This window comes from Plebeiibacterium marinum (genome assembly GCF_026013615.1).
GTDB classification, from domain to species: domain Bacteria; phylum Bacteroidota; class Bacteroidia; order Bacteroidales; family Marinilabiliaceae; genus Saccharicrinis; species Saccharicrinis marinus_A.
Genome location: NZ_JAPDPI010000020.1, coordinates 17,956 through 37,074, shown reverse-complemented (window position 1 = coordinate 37,074; position 19,119 = coordinate 17,956). Strand labels below are relative to the sequence as shown.

The window sequence follows — 19,119 nt, the reverse complement described above, 5'->3', positions numbered from 1 at the left end:
ATATAAATGAAAAAGTGTAGGTAAAATAAACAAAGCAATCAAATGTACTATATTTATATTATTCGTAAATTCAAAAAGTCAACTCAATAATATTATTGGGTCGGTAAATACACCTAACACAATTGAAGTTTATTTAATGGATAAAATTAAAAATATCTTGGATTTTTCCTTATTGGAATTAGGGAATACACAAGTGAAGGTATACACTCTGGTAATCATACTGGTTATATATTTGTTAACAAGGGTGGTTCTTAGGATAATAAACAAGGCACTTGGTCAAAAACGTTTGTTTAAAGGGCTGGATGATGGTACTGCATACGCTGTTTTTCAGATAATTAAATATATCGTATGGTTAATAGCTATAGGCTTAATTTTAGAGTCGATAGGAGTGAAGCTTACCCTCCTGATTGCCAGTTCTGCAGCATTACTGGTAGGAGTAGGGCTTGGTTTGCAGCAAACTTTTAATGATATTATTTCCGGTATAATATTGTTATCTGAACGCTCAATAAAGTTGGGAGATATTCTTGAAATTGACGGAGATATTGTAAAAGTTCAGGTTATTGGTATAAGAACTTCTAAGGGATTAAACCGTGATGAAATAACCGTAATTATCCCAAATTCATTGATAACAACAAATAAAGTAATCAATTGGAGTCACCAATCAAAAAAAACAAGGTTTAAGATCAATATTGGAGTAAGCTATGGCAGTAATATAGAAAAAGTGATCAAAGTTTTAGAGTCCAGTGTGCTTGAGCATTCTAAAATATACAATAAGAATTTAATAGAGGCCAGGCTGGTGGATTTTGGGGCGTCATCTATTGATTTTCAGGTATTGTTTTATAGCGAAGATATCTTTGAAATAGAGCGGGTTAAAAGCGATATACGCCGTATAATATATTTAAGACTACAGGAGAATGAAATTACCATCCCATTTCCACAAATGGATCTGCACCTAAAGTCGAAAGAATTTTGACAGTGTTGATACTTTGCTTGTTGCATCATTAATATAAATTAAATTGTATGAGAAGAATAATAGTATTTCTGATTGTTTTAAGTTCTATATCCTGTAAAACAAAAACAGATTGTTCCTATCAGGTTCCAATTGATAAAAAAGACGGCTTAAAAGTAGCGTCAATCAAGCAACATAACCTTAATGAAAAAGTCTTTCACAAGGTAAATAATGATATTTGTAAAGGAGTATACGGCAATATACATAGTGTTCTTGTTATTCATAAAAACGAACTAATAATTGAACAGTATTACAATGGGTGGAATCCCCAAGAACTGCATTTTTTAGCATCCACTACAAAAAGTTTTAGTGCAATATTAACAGGAATAGCGATAGAACAGGGTAAAATTGATGATGTTAACCAGCTTATGGTTGATTATTTTCCGGAATATCCCCAATTGAAAGAAGATGGTTTAAAAAAGCAAATAACAATTAAAAATCTACTTAATAATACATCTGGTTTTAAGTGGGATGAACAATCCTTGCCTGTCAATGATCCTAATAATATGGGAGCTATAGTAGATCGAATGGATGATTGGTTAAAAGCATCTTTGGAATTGGCTATGGATACAGTTCCCGGAACAAAATATGAATACAGTGGTCCTAACAATATTATTATTGGTGAAATTATTAAAAAAGCAACCGGTCAAAACATAGCAGAATTCGCCAACGATAATTTGTTAAAACCTCTGGGAATAGAGGAATATAGTTGGTATGCAAAAAATGACATATACGATGTAGGAGGCGGATTAAAACTAAAATCAAGGGATATAGCTAAGTATGGGCTTCTGCATTTAAATAAGGGCAACTGGAATGGGAACCAAATTGTTTCTTCAAAATGGATGGATGAGATATTTAATCCTTATATAGAGATACAACATCCCTTATATAGTTGTTGCCAATGGCAAATGGTAAAAACTGAATTTGGGTTTAACTCCTGGTTTATCCCTGGAAACGGAGGGCAAATCATTAATGTAGTTCCTGATTTAGATTTGGTAATTGTAATAAATGCCGATAATAGAAAAATACCGATAAAAAAACGAATGCCATTAGAATATCTCATTAAGGATCTGACCAGGATACATCCTGAGATGCAAAATAGTTAATTCTTCTAATAATTTGCCAACCTACGAGCGAAATGGTTTTAGTAAGCTCATTGTGCAGTTAGCATTCTTCATGTTTTAGTTACTAACAGATCGTTAGATTTTAGATAAGAGATAAGAGACTTATTTGCAAGATCCTTAAAATCATATTTTTACCCAATCTAAGTTGATTTTATTAAATATCTCATAATCTTACACTTATAAAAAAAAACTAACGAACTATTGAGTTATAATACCTGTGTTATTTGAAGGGGGTATATGTGAGATTATTGAGCTTATTTATAAGCAGTGCCCTGATAAAACGTTTCTGTAAGAATGAAAATTTTATATTGTTCTAATTTCATAGTTTCAATTATGCTTATTTTTCTTTTGGACTATAGGTGTAAGGTGCTGGTGGTTAATTGTTTATCCAATTGGTATTTGCGTGAATTTTGGTGTGCTTTTTGGGAATTCTGTGGTAAATAAATGCCTGTAGCGTGATGTGTTTTTTGGAGGAAGAATAAAAAACCACTACATTTGTTCGTGTAGAAATTAAATGGTAAGAGAAGAATTGTTGTCAAAACAACTGTTTGTAATTGTTACGTACAACATGGTGATGTGGAAATTATTAACAAACCTAATTCCGGGATAACTATTCTTTAATCCATATAGTCTTTTAAAAAAAAACAATCTAGCTAAAAAAGCAAAAATAAGTATGATTTACAATCAGGTACAAAAAGACATTGCAAGTAAAATTGAGAACAAAACAGAACTATCAAAATGGAAAGACTGGAGGTGGCAACTTAGGAATTCTATCAGGACATTAGATCAATTTGAACATATCTTGGGAATACGATTTGATGGGGATGAAAGAAAAGGTCTTGCTCAAACTTTTGAAAAGTTTCCATTATCTATAACCCCATACTATCTTTCGTTAATTGATAAAGAAAACTTTAGAAATGACCCTGTTTTCAAACAGGCTTTTGGTAGCATAGAGGAACTTACTACTCATTCTTTTGAATTAGAAGATCCATTGTCAGAAGATAAGGATAGTCCTGTAATTGGGATTACCCATAGATACCCTGATCGTGTATTGTTTCATATAAGTAATGTATGTTCTATGTATTGCAGGCATTGTACCCGTAAAAGAAAAGTGGGGGATGTTGATTTTATACCTTCAAAAGATCAATTGCAGGCAGGTATCGATTATATAAAAGCAACACCTCAGGTTCGTGATGTATTGCTTTCTGGAGGAGATCCATTAATGTTACCGGATGATAAACTTGAATGGCTGCTTCGGGAAATTAGCAGTATTTCTCATGTTGAAGTAGTTCGTATAGGAACGAGAATGCCAGTTGTGTTACCATACAGGATAACAGATAAATTGGTAGATATGATTAAAAAATATCATCCCGTATGGATTAATACACATTTTAATCATCCAAATGAGATAACGGCGTCATCAAAGGAAGCTCTTGCAAAACTTGCTAATGCAGGCATTCCATTGGGTAATCAATCTGTATTACTAGCTGACGTAAATGATTGTCCAAGGATTATGAAGCTGTTGTTACATAAGCTTGTTCAAAACAGGGTTCGTCCATATTATTTGTACCAATGCGACCTTTCGGAAGGATTATCCCATTTTAGAACTCCCATTGGCAAGGGTATTGAAATAATGGAGAGCCTGATAGGGCATACAAGTGGTTTTGCACGTCCAACGTATGTGATTGATGCCCCCGGAGGTGGAGGGAAAATTCCGGTGATGCCTAATTATATTATTTCATGGTCTACCAATAAAGTTGTATTAAGAAATTATGAGGGTGTGATAACAACATATAAAGAACCAGATAGCTATGAACCTAAAATGTGCGATAGAAACTGCGATAACTGTACGCTTGAATTATCAGTGCAGGAAAAAGATGAATCGGAGGCTATAGGCATTGAAAAATTATTGGCAGATACATGTAATACGATCTCATTGATACCTGAGGATAACGAACGAATTACGAGGAGGGAGAATAATGTGTGATATTTTAACGATTAATGATACGGTAGAAACCATAGGGTCGGGAACTTGTATTCAACACGGAAAACATAATGACAGAATTTACCTGATGAAACTGGATCAAAGGGATATGCCAGAAGTGTTTAATATGTTGACAGAGTTGGCTGTAAAAGAAAAATATTCCAAAATTATCTGTAAGGTTCCTAAGAATTATGCGCCTGCGTTTTATGCTAATGGATATATACTTGAAGCCTTTATTCCAGAGTTTTATGATGCGGAACAAGATGTTTTCTTTCTTTCAAAATATCTAAATTCTGATAGGTTTTTGGATATTGAAAGATCTCAACTAAGTAAGTTTTCTAGTATTCTTAATAAGGAATCTGGGAAGAAAGTAGCAGATCATCCGGATTTTACGGTTAGAGAACTAACTGAAAATGATATTTCAGATATTATAGATATTTATAAAGAAGTATTTGAAACATACCCGTTTCCTATTCATGACGACGACTATATTCTTCAAACAATGGATGAAAATGTCAGGTATTTTGGTGCTGAGAAAAACGGTAAACTGGCAGCTATTGCTTCAGCTGAAATGGACATTAAATCAGGTAATGCGGAAATGACAGATTTTGCAACATACCCAGGGTTTTCCGGAAATAGGTTAGCAACAGCTTTGCTTAAAAAGTTAGAGGAAGAAATGAAAGAAGATGGTATTCAAACACTGTATACCATTGCTCGCTTAAATTCTATTCCAATGAACCTTACATTTATTCATATGGATTATACTTATTCCGGAACATTAATAAAAAATACAAATATTTCAGGTGATATCGAAAGCATGAATGTTTATTACAAACATATATAAACGATGACTATGGCTAATAAAAATATATGCATACATAAAGAATTCTGTAAGATATATCAGGGAGAAACCGCTGAAGATAAAAATAAGTTAATGGTTTATAAAAATGTGTTTTGCCATAGAGGTTATAGAGGATGGAAAAACTGTAATGAATATCTGAATTTTGATAATACAAGTAACAAATCAGTAAACAATGAGAATTTGAAATAATTATAAATATATGATTCAAAAAAGAAACAGACAGTACACCGAAGAAAAAGTAATAGAATTATTAGCATCAAAAGGAGAATGTCTTTATGGAGACATTATTAAAGAACTTAACCTTTCGTATTCAGTCGGACAGGAAGTAATATTTTCATTAATAACAAAGGGATTAATACAGCACTGTGATAAATCGTCAAAATTAGAATTGAAGTTAGAAAACATACGGTAACATGGATATAGAAGGTATCATAGAATCAATTGGACTTTTGCTGGTATTACTCAACCCATTTTTGATTATTGTTTACCTTATTGATATTGTTAAAAAAAAATCAAGAGAGCTTTTTTTAAAAATATTAATAAGAGCTGGAGTCATTAGCTTTTTTGCCTTTTCAATGTTTGCTCTTTTAGGGGATTCAATATTTAAGGATGTTTTTAATGCCAGTTTTGCATCTTTTCAGATTTTTGGAGGAATTGTGTTTCTAATAACCGGGTTGCAATTTATCTTTAAAGGAGGAGCTTCTATTGAAACACTTCGTGGAGAGTCTAAGCATGTGGCTGGAGCAATAGCCATGCCTATCTTTATAGGTCCAGGCACCATAAGTTATAGTGTTATTATAGGCGAGCAACTTGATAAAATATCAGCTGTGGTGGCTATAGCTATTACTCTTATATTATGTATCTTCATTATATATGTATTAAAATGGATTCACGACAAAATACAATCAACAAAGGAGGAGCTTATTGAGCAGTATATTGATATTGCAGGTAGGGTAATTGCCTTTTTGTTGGGAACTATTTCTATAGAACTTATTATGAATGGAACCGGATTTTGGTTAGCTCGCATTCTTTAAATTATGCATATTATTGACTTATTAATTTTTTGCATCTACCTCATAGCTATGCTTGGGGTAGGTGTCTTTTTTTTGAAAAAGAACAAATCCACCGATGATTATTATGTGGGAGGACGGAGTTTAAGCAGTTTGCATATAGGACTCTCTGTAGTAGCAACAGATGTTGGCGGAGGATTTTCTATTGGCTTAGGAGGTTTGGGATTTACCATGGGGCTATCAGGTAGTTGGCTGTTGTTTACTGGATTACTGGGGGCTTGGCTAAGTTGTATATTCTTAATTCCTAAAGTTTCCAATTTAGCACGTAAGCAGGGCTTTTTGTCTTTTCCACAGTTTTTACAATATAAGTATAATAAAAAAGTAGCCTTGGTGGCTGGAGCAATTTCAGCTATTGGATACCTGGGATTTACAAGCTCTCAGATATTAGCTGGTGCAAAGTTAGCTTCCTCTACTTTTACAGGTCTGTCTATGGATTTAGCTCTGCTGGTTATGGGAGCCATAGCAGTTGGTTATACTGTACTGGGTGGATTAAAGGCGGTTATATACACTGATACCGTACAATGGATTGTATTAATGTGTGGGCTAATTTTTGTTGCCTTGCCATTTGCATATATTGAGGTAGGTGGTATTGAAATTATAAAAAGCTCACTTCCTCCTGAGTTTTTAAGTCTGAACAATATAAAGTGGCAACAATTAGTAAATTGGATGTTTACAATCATTCCAATATGGTTTATTGGAATGACTCTGTATCAAAGGATATATGCCTCCCGAGATACAAAAACTGCACAAAAGGCATGGTTTTTTGCCGGATTATTCGAATATCCAATAATGGCATTTATGGGTGTGGTATTGGGCATGTTGGCTCGCGTAGCATTGGAAAATAATATGTTGACTGGATACAATATTTCAAATTTGGATGCAGAGATGGGATTGCCTGTGTTATTGCGTACAATATTGCCTGTGGGTTTTTTAGGTGTAGTATTATCGGCATATTTTTCAGCCATCATGTCAACGGCTGATAGTTGTTTAATGGCATCATCCGGCAATTTGATTACAGACGTGCTCAAATTACATAATAGCCACCAAAGCTTAAGAACATCGCAACTATTAACCTTTTTGATTGGAGGAATAGCATTAGTGCTGGCATACAAAATGACTAGTGTATTGGATTTAATGTTGCATTCATACTCTTTCATGGTTTCAGGTATGATTGTACCAGTATTGATGGCTCTTTTTCTAAAAAAACCAGATAGTACTGCCGGCATGACTTCAATGATTACCGGAGGTTTTTTTACACTATTCCTGATAGCAACCGGAGTTGAACTTCCTTGGCAATTAGATGCTAATGTTTATGGGATAATTCTCTCGTTAATAAGTTATATATTGATAGCCTGGATGCGGGGGAAGAGAGCTGTTATTCAATAAAACAGAGATAATATTTAGTGCTATATACCATTGTTGTGGCAGATAATTATACAAATATGGGTATAAACTATTTTTTAATAATGAAATAGAAATTATTTTTGTTTTATTAGAATATTAAAAAATGGATACGAAAGAAATTCTTATTAAGATTCGGAAAATTGTACGTTCCGTCGATATCGAATCAAAAAAAATACAAAAGGAATATGGAGTTAGTATTCCCCAGGTATTATGTTTGGGATTTTTGCGGGATGCTGCTAATTATCAGTTAACTCAAGGTGAAATAAAGAAACTTCTGAATTTAAATTCAAGTACTGTTAGTGGCATTATTAATAGGTTGGAAACCAAAGGTTTGTTGGCTAGGTTACCAAAAACAGGGGATAAGCGTGTGGTTAATATCACACTTACCTCTGCTGGAGATAATCTTTTAAATTCCATTCCATCCCTTTTACATGAACAATTATCTAACAAACTCGAAAAGCTAGATGCTCGTAAACTTAAGGAAGTTGAAACAAGCTTAAATACCTTAATAGAACTTCTTGATATTGAACAAGTCGAAGCATCCCCATTGATTACCTTAGATGTGAATCTGGAAGACATTGATGAAGAAACTAATTTGAGAGAATAAGGTTGTTTCAAGTTTAATATTTGATACATTTATTCAAAATAAATGAAAGTTTTTGCATGCAAAAAAGGTCCTGTTACTAGAGCTTTAAGGCGAGATTATATTTCTGTTCTCATAAAAAAAATGCATATAGCAGTTAAGATCTGATTATACAGGGAGATTGTCTGGCAGCAAAGTATATATGGATAATACTTTTCTCTTTTTCTGAATACATAACTGGATATAAGAATAACAATTGAATCAATGAATGAAACCAATATAAAGAAACAGCTTTTAAATGAAGTTATTAAACTATTGGATGGGAAAATATCAGTGCTGCAGGAAGCCATTAAATCAGCTAAAGAATCAAGAGATGCTGATTCAAAGAGTAGTGTAGGTGACAAGTATGAAACCTCCAGAGCTATGATGCATATTGAAATTGATAAGAATGAAACTCAACTACGAAATATACTAAAACAACGTAATGAGGTTCAGAAAATAAAGACGAATCATTTGTCTGATAATGTAGAATTTGGAAGCGTTGTATATACCAGTAATGGAAATTATTTTATTTCTGTTGCTTTAGGGAAAATAGCAATAGACAATAATGCCTTTTATTCAATATCATTGGTTTCTCCAATAGGTATATTGTTGAATACAAGAAGAGTAGGTGATGATATAATGTTTCAGGGGAAAAATATTACAATTAAAAATATTATATAGCATCCGGTATCCATAAGGGCAAGTCATTTTCAAACATATATTATAACTAACCATAGATACCGGAAAAATTGCAATACTCCATTAAACAGATGGTTATATATACACCTCCAATAGTTTTACAGAACTCTTGGGAGTAATAGAAACTTTATTAATAGATGCCGGGATTAAAACAGCTTCCATATCGTTTAATGAGGTAGTATAATCGGATGTAGATATTTCACATGCCCCACCTGTGTTCATCAAAATCACAAAGGAATCACAATTGGTATAATCTTTATCACAGGGTTGAGTGGCCTCAATAATATTGGTAGTAAAATACTTACATGAAGCCAGTTTTATACTGGTGTTATTTGTTAAATCATAATTGACTTTCCCTGAGTCATCATCAGAAAAATTCATGGAATCCATAGCCAATTCGTGGTGTAACTCCCTGCTGTTGCCAAACTTGTCTTTACGGTCGAAGTCATAGATTCTATAGGTGATGTCTGATGTTTGTTGTATTTCGGCTATTAAGTTGCCACTGCCAATTGAATGCACCTTTCCGGCTGGAATAAAAAAAGTATCTCCTTCGTGGGTTGGGTGCTTTTTCATTAATTCCATAATTTTCCCATTCTTATGCATTTCATCAAACTCTTCAGCAGTAGTTTTTTTTGAGAATCCGGATATTAAACTTGCGTTTTCTTCGGCTTCAACAACATACCACATTTCTGTTTTACCAAATGCATTGTGCTTTATTTTAGCTTGTTCATCATTTGGGTGCACCTGGATCGAAAGGTCATCATTTGCATCGATGTACTTAATTAATAAAGGGAATTTACTTCCAAATGCATCGTATACTTTTTTGCCAATCAGGTCGCCTTTATAATCCTCAATCAGTTCCTTAAGGTTTTTGCCTTTTAGCGGGCCTTCACTCACCACAGAAACATCACTTTCCAATCCGGAAACAGCAAAGTTTTCACCTACAGTAGCATCTTTGGCTACATCTATTTTTAAGCGTGCAGGAATTTTTTTTCCACCCCAAAGCATTTCTTTTAGTATGGGGTTGAATTTTAACGGATGTAACATTTAATAAATTGTTTTTTGGTTATATAATAAAAGAGGTCTTTATTTATCCAATTGATTTATGGCATAGGCATAGGCACCCATTGAAATAGCAAAACTGGCATCAATATTACTGGTTGCAACAGCAACTTTTTGTACCGGGTCATACTCAATTGTTTTTTCAGAGAATGGAACCTTTATGGTTTTGCTTGAAGATGCTAGAAATTCATTTTTATCCTTTTCATCATCCAGGCAATATACTTTATGAACCAATCTGTTTTGTCCGCAACCGAATTTGCCTTTTAAAACTTCCATTGCCGCGGGCATGTATAAACTACTTGCACCAGTAATTCCTCCACCAATAACCACAATGCCATCAAATAGGTTGATCAGGTTGGCAATAGCATCCCCTAAATGTTTTCCAAACTCATAAAAAGCGGTTTTAGCTGCTTCTGTATTTCCATCTGCCTGGCCAGTAGCAATCTTATATATATCAAAAGGCATGATGGTATTTGACGTGTCGCCCGAGAGTTCTTTGTATTTATTAATGATTGCCCTGGTGCTCACGCCCTCTTCGGCATTTACTTCCGGCGAAATAGAATTGGATATTAACCATACTTCTCCCGCTATACTGTTGTCTCCGGCAATAAGTGTATTGTTGTGAACAAGTCCTGCTCCAAAACCAGTGCCCAGGGTTAAACCAATCAGGTTTTTGTATTTTTTTGCAGAAAGTTTGTTTATTTCAGGAAGTAATCCTCCCAAAGCCTCTCCATATGCATAAAGATCTCCATCATTTTGGATGAAAACCGGGATGTTAAAATGTTCTTGTAACATACTTCCTAACGCTATTCCACCTCTAAAACCCGGCAGGTTGCCTAAATCTCCAATAATACCATTGGGATAATCTGCTGGTCCGGGGAAGGCAAAGCTAATTGCCACAGGTTCTTCCTCAAGTTGCGACTTCACTTTTTTAAAGCCCGAGAGCATTGTATCCAAACATTTATCCAGGTTATCACCATACGATGGTGTTCCATAGGGTTCAAGTATCGTTTTTCCTCCCTTCATTGCATTAAATACAAAGTTTGTTCCACCTGCATCCAGGGTCATTACAATACGTTTATCTGTAAAAATTGACATGTTTAATGATTTTTATTATTATAGATTTAACAAGTTAACCGGTTTAGTAAATTGGTAAAAAATATTATCGTTCAATAATTGTTGTTTTTAGTACTTTGCCTTTATGTATTATACTGTTGTCAATTTGATCGCACAGCATTTCCAGACAGTTTTTGGCAATATCTTCAATTGGCTGAACAACAGAAGTTACTTTAGGTAATGAATAATCAAACAAATCAAGATTGTCAAAACAAGCGAACTCAACTTTTTCAATTAATTCAGAAAAATAGGTATTTAGTGCCCAAACTCCTTCTGCGGCAAGTACATTATTAACAAACACAATACCCGTACAATTATTGGTGCAAAGCAAGGTTTTTAATGCTTTTACAACGCTCTCCTTTTTATTGTTATAATCAATATCAATTATATTATTTTCATCTGTCACAAAGCCGGAATCAATTAAGGCATTTTTATATCCGGTAATCCTATCTTGTATATTAGGGAGATAAGAGGTTAAGGATATAAATCCTATTTTTGAATGCCCTCTTTTAATTAATAGTTTTGTTATCTGTTCTGTGGAATATTGGTTATTAATATCAATAAACGAGTCCTTTTGATTTGGAGAAATCCGGTCAAAATACACAAGAGGAACACCTTTATATTTATTAGATTCAAACACCTGGGTTGAAGCCAGAATAATACCATCTATTTGTCTTGATATTAGGTTATTTATCAATTCAGACTCTTTGTTTTTATCTTCGTGCGAATTGGCTATCATAACTTTGAAAAACCTCTCTTCGGCACAAGAATCAATATGCTTGGCAATCTTCCCGTAAAAGGGATCTGAAATATCAGGTACCACAAAACCAATTGTATTTGTTTTGCCCAAACTTAAACTGCGTGCCAATTGGTTTGGTTTGTAATTATGGTCTTTTACGATAGCAAGAATTTTTTCCTGGGTTGCACTACTAATATTCTTCTCGTCACCACGATTGTTAAGTACGAAAGAAACCGTAGTTTTTGATACCCCTGCAAGCTCTGCTATTTTTCTGATTGAAACCTTCATTACGCCTATACTAAACCGATTTAGCAAAAATAGGAATTAATATGAATCCGGCAAAATTATTAAAATGTATTCAGACTCAATAATGGTATGCTATTTGAGAAGAAGCGCTACCGGATTCAATACAATAAAAAAAAGTAGTGCCTTTAATAATATAAATTAACTTTGGCATAAAAGTAAAATATCGATATAACCATGAAGAAGTTTTTTAAAATTTTTGCGATAGTTATTGGACTGTTACTGGCAGTTATAATTATTACTCCAATAGCCTTGAAAGGAAAAATAGAAACAATAGCTAAAAAGGAAATTAATAAACAACTGAATGCCCAGGTTAATTGGGAAAAACTTTCATTATCTCTCCTTAAAAATTTTCCGAGTCTTTCAGTTAGTATGATAGATTTGAGTGTAGCTGGTACTCAGCAATTTGAAGGGGATACACTTGTGTTATTTAAAGAATTGTTACTATCGGTAGATTTATTGAGCGCCATTGGAGGAAATAATATAGAGGTAGAAACAATACTATTGGATCAACCTGTAATTCATGCCAGGGTTTTAGCTGATTCAACTGCAAACTGGGATATTATGAAAACCACTGAAGAAGCTCCTGTTGAAGAAACAGAGACGTCTTCAGGTGATTTTACTATTAGTCTTAATAATTTTGAAATAAGGAATGCCCAGGTAGCTTATGATGATGCCACAATGGATTTTAATACCAGTATTAATGGTTTTAACATGTTAATGAATGGTGATTTTTCAGCAGAATCCACTGATTTAAATCTTAATGCATCTATTGAAAAGGTAGATGTAGCAATGGAGGGAATCAAATATTTAAATGGACTCAAAGTTCAATTAGATGCTGAAATGTTGGCCGATTTGAATAATATGGTGTTTACTTTTAAAGAAAACAACCTGCTGCTTAATAGGTTAAACCTGGCATTTGATGGTTCGGTAACCTTGCTCGAAGAGGGATATGGCCTGGATGTTAAACTAGCTACTAAAAATACAGATTTCGATGCTGTTCTTGGGTTAATACCTGATGCTTATATAAACTATATAGAAGGAGTAAAGACCAAAGGGTTATTGGCTTTGGAGGCAGTTACCAAAGGAGTGTACATCGATGCTGATAATCTGCCCGCATTTAATTTGATTTTTAAAGTGGAACAGGGACATTTACAATATCCCGACCTACCCAAAGCAATAGAGGATATCAATATTGATTTACTTGTAGATAACAAGGGAGGATCTCCGGATAACACCATAACCGAAATAAAGAAATTTCATTTTGCATTAGGGAAAAATCCTTTTGATGCATCATTTTTGGTTAAAACACCAGTAAGCAATGCTACCTATAAAGGGGGGATGTATGGGAAAATAGATTTAGCCTCATTGAAAGAAGCGATACCTTTGGACAGTTTTGATATTAAAGGGATTATTGATGCTAATATTTCTGTAGATGGTGATATGAAAACAATAGAGGAGGAAGCTTATGAAAATATACAGGCAAATGGGATTTTAACATTGGAAAATTTTTATTACGCGAGCAAGGATCTTCCTCAGGCGGTAGATATTCCTTCAGCATCGATGAAGTTTTCACCCAAAGCTATTATTCTGGAAAAGTTTGATTGTAACATTGGGAAATCGGATTTTAAATTGAAAGGAAAGGTAGAAAATTATCTACCTTATGTATTTAAAGATGAAACTATAAAGGGAGTTTTAACTCATCATTCCAATTTTGTGGATGTGAACGAATTTTTGACTGCTGAGGAGCCAGTTGTGGAATCAGAAGAAGATACCACTGAATTGCAAACAGTAGAGGTTCCGCAAAATATAGATTTTGAATTTATTTCTTCATTTGATAGGATTTTGTATGATAAATTGACTATTCGCGATGCAAAAGGAAAAATAATTGTTAAAGACGGAGCCATAAAGCTCGATGGAATGGGAATGAACCTGTTGGAAGGTAGAATTATTATGGCCGGGCAATATAATACCCGCGATATACAAAAGCCTTTTGCCGATTTTACTTTTAAAGCTACCGACATTGATTTAACTAAAACAGCCTATTCGTTTTCTGTAATTGATTCATTAATGCCGATTGCAAAAAGCTCTAAAGGAAAAATATCTGCAAAGTTTAATTATAATAGTTTACTTGATGAACATATGTCGCCTGTAATTTCATCAATTACCGGTGGTGGAAACCTGTTTTCAAAAGCCATTGAGGTATCCAACTCTAAAGTTTTGAATGGCATGGCCAGCTTATTAAATAATGATAAGTATAAAAAAATGAAAGCAGAGGATATTGATGTGAACTTTATTATGGCGGATGGAAAAATCATAGTGAAACCATTTCAGCCCAAAGTGTTTGGGAAAAAATTAACAGTGAGTGGGGAACAAGGATTTGATCAATCGTTAAATTACACCATTAAAACTCCGGTTTCACGACAAGATATTGCTGGTGCACTTGGATTTTTAGGTAGTGGATTTTCGGATTCAGGTTCTGATTACATGGTTGATGTAATAATAAAAGGAACTGCTAAAGACCCAAAAATGTCATTAGATTTATCGGAAGCCACTAAACAGGCTGAAAAAGAAATAGGTAAAGAAGCTGAAAAAGTAATTAAAGATGTGCTGGAAGACGAAAATGTGAAGAATGCTGTGGATGACTTTTTTAAGTCTTTGGGTAAGAAAAAGAAAAAATAATATTTAATCAAATTATTAAAAATACATTTTAATCAGGTATTTAGCATGTTTTATAGAGGCATCTCTTATAGTTTTGAGATGCCTTTTTTATGAAAAGAATTATATTTGTCGCCAATTGTTTGGAAAAGAAAAATAAGGAAATGAAAAAAAGGATATTAAATATACTCTTGTTATTTGTAGTAGTGGTTGTCAATATTCAAGCACAAAAAAGGAAAGCAGGCGATGAGTCTTTATACCATGTAAACAAGGCAATAGTAATTCCTCTAACCGCTGCTTCTTATGCGTTTAATGTGGGATATGGATTCTCTTATTTAAGCGATCAGGATGGTTTGTCGACCGATCAGGTAAACAAACTCAATGGGGATGATGTTTGGTGGTTTGATAGAATTGCAACAAAGCAAGATGCTTCATACAAAGACCGGGCTCATGAAATATCAGATATGTTTTTAAACGTTTCGTTGTTTTTGCCAGGTATTATAGGTTTGGACAAAAAGGTTCGAGACGAATGGATGGACATATTGCTGATGTATCTTGAGTTGCAGGCCTATAACAGTACCTTGTATATATCAACAGCTATGTCGGTAAACCGTACACGTCCAGTTGCTTATAGTCCTGAGGCAGCATTGGCATCAAGGACTGAAAAAGGAACCCGTAACTCTTTTTTTAGTGGCCATGTTTCAACTGCTGCGTGCGGAACTTTTTTTGCAGCAAAAGTATATAGTGATCTGCATCCCGAAATTGGCAATAAAAAGTACTTTTTGTATGGGGCTGCAGCCATACCGCCTGCTCTTGTTGGATACTATCGTTTACGGGCCATGAAACATTTTCCGAGTGATATTTTATTGGGATTTGGTGTGGGGGCAGCGGCAGGTATTCTATTGCCAGAACTTCATAAGTCCAGAAAAAAAGAAACAGGATTGGCTTTTATGCCTATTGCTGGACAGTTTATGGGGGTCCATCTGAAATATACTTTTAAACAGTAATGTGGACATTCTCTTGTCTTAGAAAACAAAAAACATCACAACACCTACAAATGCAATAACAGCTCCGGTAATTTCTTTAGGGGTGATCCTTTCTTTAAAGACAACTACGGAAGGTATGATTATTAAAACAGGAACAATGGCCATAATAGTAGAGGCTATTCCTGTTGTTGTATGTTGAATGGATAATAAAGAAAGAGAAACCCCAAGGAAAGGGCCAAAAACGGAACCAATAGAAATACTCGTCATTGCTTTTTTATCTCTAAAGGCTGCAAATACATTTTTCCACTTGTTCAAAGCAAAGAATAGTACTGAGAACCCTGCTATTCCTGCCAGTATCCTTATTTGGGTTGCCAGAAAAGGGTCATAATCTTTCATTCCAAGTTTTGAAAAAACAAGCCCCAATCCTTGTCCAACAGCCCCACCAAAAGCCAACAGCACACCTTTAACAGGGTATTTCATTTTAATAGGCCCTTTACTGTGCTCCTTTGCCAAAATAACCATAGCAATACCGGAGATTGTAACTGCCATTCCAATAAAATTAATGGCCGACATGTGCTCATTGAGAATTAACCATCCAAAAAAAGCAGCAATAGGAGGTGTGAGTGCCATTATCAACATGGAAACCCGAGCTCCAATAACAACAAAGGCTTGAAATAGAAGTAGATCTCCAATGACAAAACCAATTATTCCACTAATGGGCAGCCAAATCCAGGCTTCGAGTGATGCATCGCTGGCAAAAAATAATCCTTTTCTAAAATATGAAAAGATACCAATGATGAAGAATGCAAAAATAAGACGGATAAGATTTACGGGGAGTGATCCCACTTTTTTACCAGCAAATTCAAAAGCTATTGCTGTAATTGTCCAACAAACAGCAGTAGCTAAGGCAGCGCTTTCCCCAAGTATTGATTTTTCCAGTATCAATTAAAAGAGTGGTTTATTTTTTAGCATTCTCTTCTTTTTTCTATAAATAAAAATAGCTGGTATATAAGAAAAAGCTAAACCAAGTACCAGGTTAAATATAGTCAACTTTACAACACCCAGGTTTCTTAGATAATAAGATAAAACAACAAAGAATATATTGACTAACCCTATGATTGATGAAATTTGGAGGTGGGTAAAACCTAAGGTTAGCATCCTATGGTGAATATGGTTTTTGTCAGCTGTAAATGGAGAGTTTCCTCTGGAAATTCTGTACACAAAAATGCGAAGCGTGTCTATTACCGGTACAATCAAAATTCCAATGGCAACTGCTGGTGCCGAATTCATTGCAAACTTTAAATTATCTGCATTTTCCGGTTTGTTAAATTCACAAAACTTTACAGCAGCCACTGCCAGCAAAAAACCCAATAACAATGAACCTGTATCCCCCATAAATATTTTTTGGGTTTTTGAGAAAACATTAAAGTAGGTAAATCCTAATAATGCCCCAACCAAGGCAGCTCCAAATATTGGAATATGATAATTCCCATTAATATAAAACCAAAATGAGAAGGCTGTAATTGATATAATGCCTGATATGGAAGCTAACCCATCAATACCATCAATTAAATTAAAACCATTAACAATATAGATAAACACAACTAGTGTAAGCATAAACCCAACCATATAGTTTAGGTCAAGTCCCAGGAAGCCATGTAATGATGTAAATCTCAAATCTCCCCAACCAATTATTACAAAAGCAGCTAAAATTTGTCCAAAAAGCTTTACCATTGGCGCAGTTACCATAATGTCATCCTTAATGCCAATAGAAAAAATAATGAGCAAAGCCGGTATTAAAAATGGAATTTGAGTAAAGCTAAACCATTCAGCAAAAATAGAATAGGTAAACAAAAAACTTAAAAATATGGCTAACCCGCCAAGTGTAGGGATTTTTGTTTTATGAACTGTCCTTTTGTTTGGTTCATCGTATAAGTTCTTTGATTCAGCAACCCTTAAAATAGTAGGGATCGATAAAAATACCAGAAAAAATGAAAATACCCCTGCAAAAGGAGTTAGTAACTTTAGTGTAAAACTATCCATGTTATTATGTTGTGTATACAAAAGTATAAAAAGAACTTTGTGCAGCAATACGCTTACAAAGTATTTTATATCGTTTGACGAAAAAAATAGGAAAAGGTTTTAATAATTATTAGTGCATTTAAATTAATCTGATTATTTTTGAAGTGAGAATAATCTCATTTAATTAGAAAGGAGTTCATTATGCCAAGATTTGATGGAACAGGTCCAAAAGGTAAAGGCTCTCGTACAGGAAGGGCGATGGGGAAATGTAAAACCCAGGATTTTCAAAAGAATATAGATAAACCAATTGATGATAAAACATCTGAAAAAGGGCTAGGAAGAGGGCGCAATAGAGGAAGAGGTTTGGGGCGTCTTTTGGGAGGAATGTCTTAACTAGCTTAACTTATTAATAAGGGAGTTAAAGCCAATAAGGCAATAGACCATTAAGAATAACAAAAATGCAAATTACCATATTATCTGAAAACACAGCAGGAGGCTCCTATTTAGCAGAGCATGGATTATCATATTTAATTGAATTCTTGGGTATAAATATACTACTTGACACAGGGCATAGCGATGTGTTTTTGAAGAATGCAACCAAAATGAACCTGGATCTAAAAAACAAAGTGGATTTTGTAGTCCTTAGTCATGGCCATTGGGACCACGGTGGTGGACTAGAGTATATTACAGGTAAAAAACTGATAACACATCCTGATGCTTTTATAAAAAGATACAGGGTAGGAGGAACGCAGGATATTGGTTTGCCAATGACGAAAAAAGAACTGGAACAAAAGTTTGATTTAATTCTATCATCAAAACCTTATCAAATTGCTAAAAATGTACTTTTTATGGGTAGTATTCCCCGGCTAAACGATTTTGAAGCTAAAGCCACTCCCTTTGAAAATGAAAGGCATGAGCCAGATTTTGTTCCTGATGATTCAGCCTTGGTTTTTATTCAGGACAATGAATTGGTTATTGTTACAGGGTGTTCTCATTCTGGTATCTGCAATATTGTAGAGTATGCAAAAAAAACAACAGGAATTTCAAAAGTATCAGGGGTTATTGGTGGCTTTCATTTAAAGCACAATAACAAGCAAACGCAACAAACCATAAGCCATTTAAAGCGTGAGGGTATTAAAAATATATATCCCACACACTGTACAGCTTTACCGGCTTTGGCGGCATTTTATGAACATTTTAAAATAGAACAGGTCAAAACTGGGATGGTAATTAGTATATAATTGAAAAAAAATGTAAAAGTGATTGTTTTGTAAACTTGGCTATTTAAAAAAAGCATTACTTCTTGGTATCTTTAACCGTTTTTATTTTTTTACAAGGAATGACATGTCTTCTGGTAAATAACGAATTATCTTAGAATATTCTATATGCCTATAGCTGAATGTTTTGGTTGAATACTTAATATGAGCTATATTTATTCTGTTTGAGTCTAGAATAA

General features: G+C 34.1%; 18 protein-coding genes. 13 read left to right on the top strand and 5 right to left on the bottom strand.

From position 1 onward, the window contains the following. Positions 1-136: 136 nt before the first annotated feature. From OM074_RS10990 to OM074_RS10950, 9 genes are all read left to right on the top strand, one after another. The gene (locus OM074_RS10990) at positions 137-973 is read left to right on the top strand and encodes a mechanosensitive ion channel family protein (RefSeq protein ID WP_301199523.1); all 837 of its coding nucleotides are present in this window, start codon (positions 137-139) and stop codon (positions 971-973) included. A gap of 47 nt (positions 974-1,020) precedes the next feature. After that, positions 1,021-2,115 (top strand): serine hydrolase domain-containing protein, encoded by a 1,095-nt coding sequence (locus tag OM074_RS10985; RefSeq protein WP_301199522.1) that lies wholly within the window; start codon positions 1,021-1,023, stop codon positions 2,113-2,115. 691 nt (positions 2,116-2,806) lie between these two features. Further along, positions 2,807-4,120, top strand: coding sequence for a lysine 2,3-aminomutase (kamA, locus tag OM074_RS10980; protein WP_301199521.1), 1,314 nt, complete (start codon positions 2,807-2,809; stop codon positions 4,118-4,120). After that, complete coding sequence (ablB, locus tag OM074_RS10975) at positions 4,113-4,961, top strand: putative beta-lysine N-acetyltransferase (RefSeq protein ID WP_301199520.1); 849 nt, start codon at positions 4,113-4,115, stop codon at positions 4,959-4,961. Before kamA ends, ablB begins: the two co-directional genes overlap by 8 nt. Before the next feature lie 217 nt (positions 4,962-5,178). Further along, complete coding sequence (locus tag OM074_RS10970) at positions 5,179-5,391, top strand: hypothetical protein (RefSeq protein ID WP_301199519.1); 213 nt, start codon at positions 5,179-5,181, stop codon at positions 5,389-5,391. A 1-nt stretch (position 5,392) separates the two neighbouring features. Beyond that, positions 5,393-6,013, top strand: coding sequence for a MarC family protein (locus tag OM074_RS10965; protein ID WP_301199518.1), 621 nt, complete (start codon positions 5,393-5,395; stop codon positions 6,011-6,013). Between the two features lie 72 nt (positions 6,014-6,085). Beyond that, positions 6,086-7,435, top strand: a complete 1,350-nt coding sequence (locus OM074_RS10960) for a sodium:solute symporter family protein (protein WP_301199517.1) — start codon at positions 6,086-6,088, stop codon at positions 7,433-7,435. Between the two features lie 121 nt (positions 7,436-7,556). Continuing rightward, positions 7,557-8,060, top strand: a complete 504-nt coding sequence (locus OM074_RS10955; RefSeq protein ID WP_301199516.1) for a MarR family winged helix-turn-helix transcriptional regulator — start codon at positions 7,557-7,559, stop codon at positions 8,058-8,060. Positions 8,061-8,300: 240 nt separating this feature from the next. Beyond that, a complete protein-coding gene (locus tag OM074_RS10950) occupies positions 8,301-8,759 on the top strand; it encodes a hypothetical protein (RefSeq protein ID WP_301199515.1) in 459 nt (152 codons plus the stop codon). A gap of 93 nt (positions 8,760-8,852) precedes the next feature. Here OM074_RS10950 and OM074_RS10945 read toward each other — a convergent pair whose 3' ends face one another. The 3 genes from OM074_RS10945 to OM074_RS10935 all read right to left on the bottom strand — a co-directional run bounded on the left by OM074_RS10945 (position 8,853) and on the right by OM074_RS10935 (position 11,982). Further along, on the bottom strand, positions 8,853-9,824 hold the full coding sequence (locus OM074_RS10945; protein WP_301199514.1) for a type I phosphomannose isomerase catalytic subunit: 972 nt from the start codon (positions 9,822-9,824) through the stop codon (positions 8,853-8,855). A gap of 39 nt (positions 9,825-9,863) precedes the next feature. After that, positions 9,864-10,937 (bottom strand): ROK family protein, encoded by a 1,074-nt coding sequence (locus OM074_RS10940; protein WP_301199513.1) that lies wholly within the window; start codon positions 10,935-10,937, stop codon positions 9,864-9,866. 64 nt (positions 10,938-11,001) lie between these two features. Next, a complete protein-coding gene (locus OM074_RS10935) occupies positions 11,002-11,982 on the bottom strand; it encodes a LacI family DNA-binding transcriptional regulator (RefSeq protein ID WP_301199512.1) in 981 nt (326 codons plus the stop codon). 192 nt (positions 11,983-12,174) lie between these two features. Between OM074_RS10935 and OM074_RS10930 the strand changes: the two genes are divergently transcribed. Both OM074_RS10930 and OM074_RS10925 read left to right on the top strand, forming a co-directional pair. Further along, positions 12,175-14,679: an AsmA family protein gene (locus OM074_RS10930; protein ID WP_301199511.1), complete on the top strand. Its 2,505-nt coding sequence runs from the start codon at positions 12,175-12,177 to the stop codon at positions 14,677-14,679. A gap of 89 nt (positions 14,680-14,768) precedes the next feature. Further along, positions 14,769-15,662 carry a phosphatase PAP2 family protein gene (locus tag OM074_RS10925; protein WP_301199510.1) on the top strand — a complete coding sequence of 298 codons (894 nt, stop codon included), beginning with the start codon at positions 14,769-14,771 and terminating at the stop codon, positions 15,660-15,662. 18 nt (positions 15,663-15,680) lie between these two features. On the opposite strand, the gene OM074_RS10920 is transcribed toward OM074_RS10925, so the two are convergent. Then, positions 15,681-16,586: a DMT family transporter gene (locus OM074_RS10920; RefSeq protein WP_301199509.1), complete on the bottom strand. Its 906-nt coding sequence runs from the start codon at positions 16,584-16,586 to the stop codon at positions 15,681-15,683. Beyond that, entirely contained in the window at positions 16,587-17,684 is a 1,098-nt protein-coding gene (locus tag OM074_RS10915) for a glycosyltransferase family 4 protein (protein ID WP_301199508.1), read from the bottom strand. It abuts the gene before it with no gap. Positions 17,685-17,864: 180 nt separating this feature from the next. Here OM074_RS10915 and OM074_RS10910 point away from each other — a divergent pair, with 180 nt between their 5' ends. Next, positions 17,865-18,056 carry a DUF5320 domain-containing protein gene (locus OM074_RS10910; RefSeq protein WP_301199507.1) on the top strand — a complete coding sequence of 64 codons (192 nt, stop codon included), beginning with the start codon at positions 17,865-17,867 and terminating at the stop codon, positions 18,054-18,056. Between the two features lie 65 nt (positions 18,057-18,121). After that, positions 18,122-18,904 carry an MBL fold metallo-hydrolase gene (locus OM074_RS10905; protein WP_301199506.1) on the top strand — a complete coding sequence of 261 codons (783 nt, stop codon included), beginning with the start codon at positions 18,122-18,124 and terminating at the stop codon, positions 18,902-18,904. Positions 18,905-19,119: the final 215 nt, after the last annotated feature.

Coding starts and splice junctions, on each gene's coding strand:
- OM074_RS10945 (WP_301199514.1), bottom strand. CDS start 9,824: ATGTTACATCCGTTAAAATTCAACCCCATACTAAAAGAAATGCTTTGG.
- OM074_RS10910 (WP_301199507.1), top strand. CDS start 17,865: ATGCCAAGATTTGATGGAACAGGTCCAAAAGGTAAAGGCTCTCGTACA.
- OM074_RS10965 (WP_301199518.1), top strand. CDS start 5,393: ATGGATATAGAAGGTATCATAGAATCAATTGGACTTTTGCTGGTATTA.
- ablB (WP_301199520.1), top strand. CDS start 4,113: ATGTGTGATATTTTAACGATTAATGATACGGTAGAAACCATAGGGTCG.
- OM074_RS10990 (WP_301199523.1), top strand. CDS start 137: ATGGATAAAATTAAAAATATCTTGGATTTTTCCTTATTGGAATTAGGG.
- OM074_RS10925 (WP_301199510.1), top strand. CDS start 14,769: ATGAAAAGAATTATATTTGTCGCCAATTGTTTGGAAAAGAAAAATAAG.
- OM074_RS10915 (WP_301199508.1), bottom strand. CDS start 17,684: ATGGATAGTTTTACACTAAAGTTACTAACTCCTTTTGCAGGGGTATTT.
- OM074_RS10940 (WP_301199513.1), bottom strand. CDS start 10,937: ATGTCAATTTTTACAGATAAACGTATTGTAATGACCCTGGATGCAGGT.
- OM074_RS10950 (WP_301199515.1), top strand. CDS start 8,301: ATGAATGAAACCAATATAAAGAAACAGCTTTTAAATGAAGTTATTAAA.
- kamA (WP_301199521.1), top strand. CDS start 2,807: ATGATTTACAATCAGGTACAAAAAGACATTGCAAGTAAAATTGAGAAC.
- OM074_RS10955 (WP_301199516.1), top strand. CDS start 7,557: ATGGATACGAAAGAAATTCTTATTAAGATTCGGAAAATTGTACGTTCC.
- OM074_RS10905 (WP_301199506.1), top strand. CDS start 18,122: ATGCAAATTACCATATTATCTGAAAACACAGCAGGAGGCTCCTATTTA.
- OM074_RS10970 (WP_301199519.1), top strand. CDS start 5,179: ATGATTCAAAAAAGAAACAGACAGTACACCGAAGAAAAAGTAATAGAA.
- OM074_RS10930 (WP_301199511.1), top strand. CDS start 12,175: ATGAAGAAGTTTTTTAAAATTTTTGCGATAGTTATTGGACTGTTACTG.
- OM074_RS10985 (WP_301199522.1), top strand. CDS start 1,021: ATGAGAAGAATAATAGTATTTCTGATTGTTTTAAGTTCTATATCCTGT.
- OM074_RS10935 (WP_301199512.1), bottom strand. CDS start 11,982: ATGAAGGTTTCAATCAGAAAAATAGCAGAGCTTGCAGGGGTATCAAAA.